Origin of the sequence: Burkholderia sp. Ax-1720, from assembly GCF_011753035.1 — a bacterium.
Classification (GTDB): domain Bacteria; phylum Pseudomonadota; class Gammaproteobacteria; order Burkholderiales; family Burkholderiaceae; genus Burkholderia; species Burkholderia gladioli.
The window spans coordinates 1-4,227 of the sequence record NZ_VWWK01000309.1; the positions used below are offsets into that span (position 1 = coordinate 1).

Below are 4,227 nucleotides of genomic sequence, written 5' to 3' on the forward strand. Positions count from 1 at the left end.
GGCGCCGCGAGCGCGGCCAGTGCCGCGTCGGCCGCGGCCGGCACGCCGGTGCGCGGCGGCACGCTGTCCCTGCTGGCGCAGCCCGAGCCGCCCTCGCTGATCAATGCGCTGACGCCGCACGTCGCTTCGCAATACGTGGGTGGCAAGATCTTCCAGGGCCTGCTGGCCTTCGACACGGAACTGCGTGCGGTGCCGGTGCTGGCGCGCAGCTGGCAGGCCTCGCCCGACGGGCTGCGCCACACCTTCGAGCTGCAGCCCGGGGTGCGCTGGCACGACGGCAAGCCGTTCGGTGCGCAGGACGTGGTGGTCACGCTCGACGAGATCGCGCCGAACGCGCTGCCGCGCGTGAAGGTGATCCGCGATACCTACATCGCCGCGGTCGAGGCCAGCGGGCCGCTGCAGGTCACGATCCGCCTCAAGAAGCCTTATGCGGGCCTCTGGAACCTGCTCGGCAGCGGCCTGCTGCCGATCCTGCCGGCGCATCTCTACCAGGGCAAGGATCCGCGCAGCAACCCGGCCAACCAGCACCCGGTCGGCACGGGGCCCTTCGTGTTCGCCGAATGGAAGCACGGCGCCTATATCCGCCTCGCGCGCAATCCCGACTACTGGAAGCCGGGCCTGCCTTACCTCGACGGCATCGTGTTCAACATCGTGCCCGACGCGGCCGGCCGCGCGATCGCCTTCGAGCGCGGCCAGGTGCACGCGCTGCGCGCGGGCGACGTCGACTACGCCGATCTCGCGCGGCTCGCCAGGCTGCCCGGCGTGGAGCAGAGCACGCGCGGCTGGGAGCTGTTCTCCGGGATGGCCTTCCTCGAGCTGAACCAGCGCAAGCCGCCCTTCGACAACGTGCTGGTGCGTCAGGCGGTGCTGCAGGCGCTGGACCGGCAGTTCATCGTCGACCGGATCTTCTTCGGTTACGGGCGCGTCGCCACCGGGCCGTTCCTGTCGACCACGCCGTTCTACGATCCCGGCGTGCCGCGCTTCCCCCATGACCCGGAGCGCGCGCGGGCCCTGATCCGGCAGTCCGGCGTGGATCTCGCGCGCTATCCGCTGGTGCTGATCAACGGCGAGAAGGGCGGGGCCTGGGAGCGCGTGGCCGAATACACGCAGCAGGCGCTCGGCCAGGTGGGCTTTCGGGTGCGCGTGCAGACCACCGATGCGGCTGGCTGGTATGCGCGCGTGGCGAACTGGGATTTCGATCTGAGCTACAACTTCCTGTTCCAGAACGGCGACCCGGAGTTCAGCGTGGCGCCGCTGTACCGTGCCGACAGCATCGCCAAGGGTTCGCCGTTCGGCAATGTCGAAGGCTACCGGAACCCGCGGCTCGACGCGCTGTGGGACCAGGCCGCGCAGGCCACCGATCCCGCGCGGCGCCGCAGCCTCTACGCGCAGATCCAGACCACGCTGGCCAATGACGCGGCGATCGCCAACGTGTTCGAGATGGTCAACCCGACGCTGTACCGCAGCACCGTTCACCGGCTGCTGCGCACCGCGACGAGCATCAACGACAGTCTCGAGGACACCTGGATCGGCTGAGGCGATGAACATGCTGCTGCGAACGTCGACGACGGCGCTGCGAGGGCTCGCGGTGGTGCTCGGGGTGCTGGTCGTCAATTTTTTCCTGGTCCGGCTCGCGCCGGGCGACCCCGCGCTGGCCCTGGCCGGCGACGCGGGCGCCGGCGATGCCGCCTATGTCGAGCGGCTGCGCGAGCAGCTCGGCCTGGCGCGGCCGCTCGCCGAGCAGTTCTTCCAATACCTGCGCGCGATCGCGCATCTCGATTTCGGCTATTCCTATCGCAATCAGGCGCCGGTGCTGTCGCTGGTCGCCGAGCGCCTGCCCGCCACCTTGCTGCTGATGGCGGCGGCCTTCCTGGTCTCGGTCCTGGTGGGGGTGAGCTCGGGCGCGTTCGCCGCCTATGGCGAGGCGCGCGGCGGCCGGCTGGCGCGGGGCGCGGCGCGCGCGATCGACGCGCTGGCCGTGCTCACCTATGCCACGCCCTTGTTCTGGCTGTCCTTGATGGCCTTGCTGCTGTTCTCGGTGAAGCTGGACTGGCTGCCCTCGTTCGGCATGGAGAGCGTGGGCGCCGCTTACGCGGGCTGGCGGCATGCGCTCGACGTGGGCGCCCACCTGGCGCTGCCGGCCTTCACGCTGGGCCTGGTCTATGCGGCGATCTACGTGCAGCTCACGCGGGCGGCGATGCTCGAGGTGATCGATCGCGAATTCGTGCGCACCGCGCGCGCCAAGGGGGCGGGCGAGGCTCGCGTGATGCTGCGCCACGTGCTGCGGAACGCGTTGCTGCCGGTGGTCACGGTCGGCGGCCTGCAACTGGGCCAGCTCGCCGGCGGCGCGCTGGTGACCGAGATCGTGTTCGCCTGGCCCGGGCTGGGCGGGCTGATGTACGACTCGCTGGTGCAGCGCGACTACCCGGTGCTGCTCGGCATCCTGGCCGTGGTGGCCGCCCTGGTGGTGTTCTTCAACCTGCTGACCGACCTGCTGTATCCGCTGGTCGATCCGCGTCTGCGCCACCCGGAGGCCCGATGAGTTCGATCGCCGCAAGCGCCGCGCCGCGCGTCGGGACGGCGGGTTTCTGGCGTCGTTACGCGCGCGCGCCGGGGGCTCGCGCGGGCGCCGCGTTCCTGCTCGCCGCCGCGCTGCTGGGCCTGAGCGCACCCTGGTGGCTGCCCTCGCCCTGGGCCATCGGCGCCGAGCCGCTGCTGCCGCCGCTGCACGCGCTGGCGCATCCGCTCGGCACCGACCTGCTCGGACGCGATGCGCTGCTCGGCCTGCTGTGGGGCACCCGCGTCTCGCTGTTCGTCGGCCTGGCGGCCACGCTCGCCACCTTCGCGCTGGGCGCCACGCTCGGTGCGCTGGCCGGCTGGTGCGGCGGGGCCGTCGATCGCGCGCTGATGGCCGTCACCGCGCTGTTCCAGACGATTCCGCAATTCGCGCTGGCGGTGACCGTCGCGGCGGTGCTGGGCGCCTCGCTCGAATCGACCGTGATCGCGATCGCGGCCTCCTCGTGGCCGGCGATCGCGCGCCTGGTGCGCGGCGAATTCATCGCGCTGGCGCGCCGCGAGTTCGTGCTGGCCGCGCGCCTGGCCGGCGAGCGGCCGCTCGCGCTGATCTGCCGGCAGATCCTGCCGCATGCGATCCCGCCGCTGGTGGTGCTGGCCTCGCTGATGGTGGCCGCCGCGATCCTGACCGAGTCGGCGCTGTCCTTCCTCGGGCTCGGCGATCCTTCGCAGATGAGCTGGGGTTTCATGATCGGCGCCGCGCGCAACGTGATTCGCGAGGCCTGGTGGCTGAGCGTCTGGCCGGGCCTGGCGATCGTGCTGACCGCGCTGGCCGTCAACCGCGTCGGCGAAGGCTTGCGCGGCGCCACCGCGGCGCTCGGCGGCGAGCGCGGGAGGGCCTCATGAGCGCCGCGCCGCTGCTCGAGATCGAGCGCCTGACGCTCGCGCTGCCCGAGGGCGCCGAGCGTCGCGAGGCGGTGCGCGAGGTCTCGCTGAGCATCGCGCCGGGCGAGGTGCTGTGCGTGGTCGGCGCCTCGGGTTCGGGCAAGTCGCTGCTGGCGGCCTCGATCGCCGGGCTGCTGCCGCGCGGCGTGCGGCGCACCGCGGGCCGCATCGCCTTGCACGGCCGCGAGCTCGGCACCGACGGCGAAGCCGGGTGGCGTGCCTTGCGCGGCCGCGAGGTGGCGACCATCTTCCAGGAGCCGCTGACCGCGCTCAATCCGCTGATGACGGTGGGCGCGCAGGTCGAGGAGGTGCTGCGCGTGCACGGCGTGGCGAGCGGGCGCGGCCAGGCCGGGCTGCGCATCGCGCGCGTGACCGAGCTGCTGCGCCAGGTCGGCCTGCCCGAGCCTGAGCGCTTGCGGCACGCCTATCCCGACACCTTGTCGGGCGGCCAGCGCCAGCGCGTGCTGATCGCGATGGCACTGGCGCTCGAGCCGGCCCTGCTGATCGCCGACGAGCCGACCACCGCGCTCGACGTGACCACCCAGGCGCGCATTCTCGACTTGCTGCTGGCCGCCGCGCGCGGCACGCGCACCGGCGTGCTGCTGATCACGCACGACTTCGGCGTGGTGGCGCGGGTGGCCGATCGCGTGGCCGTGCTGCGCGCCGGCGAGTTGGTCGAGAGCGGCCCCGCCGCCGAACTGCTGGCCGCGCCGCGCCATGCCTATACGCGCGCGCTGCTGGAGGCGATGCCGCACGGCCGCGCGGCGC

The 4,227-nt window shown here is 72.6% G+C and carries 4 protein-coding genes; all 4 read left to right on the forward strand.

The features are described 5' to 3' along the window. Nucleotides 1-1,536 (forward strand): ABC transporter substrate-binding protein (locus tag F3J18_RS35770; protein ID WP_240156501.1); only part of this gene is annotated, 1,536 nt, incomplete at its 5' end. A gap of 4 nt (nucleotides 1,537-1,540) precedes the next feature. Continuing rightward, nucleotides 1,541-2,542: an ABC transporter permease gene (locus F3J18_RS35775; RefSeq protein ID WP_166916834.1), complete on the forward strand. Its 1,002-nt coding sequence runs from the start codon at nucleotides 1,541-1,543 to the stop codon at nucleotides 2,540-2,542. Beyond that, nucleotides 2,539-3,420, forward strand: a complete 882-nt coding sequence (locus tag F3J18_RS35780) for an ABC transporter permease (RefSeq protein WP_166916837.1) — start codon at nucleotides 2,539-2,541, stop codon at nucleotides 3,418-3,420. The genes F3J18_RS35775 and F3J18_RS35780 overlap by 4 nt, the downstream gene beginning before the upstream one ends. After that, a partial coding sequence (locus F3J18_RS35785) for an ABC transporter ATP-binding protein (RefSeq protein WP_166916839.1) occupies nucleotides 3,417-4,227 on the forward strand: 811 nt, incomplete at its 3' end. The genes F3J18_RS35780 and F3J18_RS35785, both read left to right, overlap by 4 nt.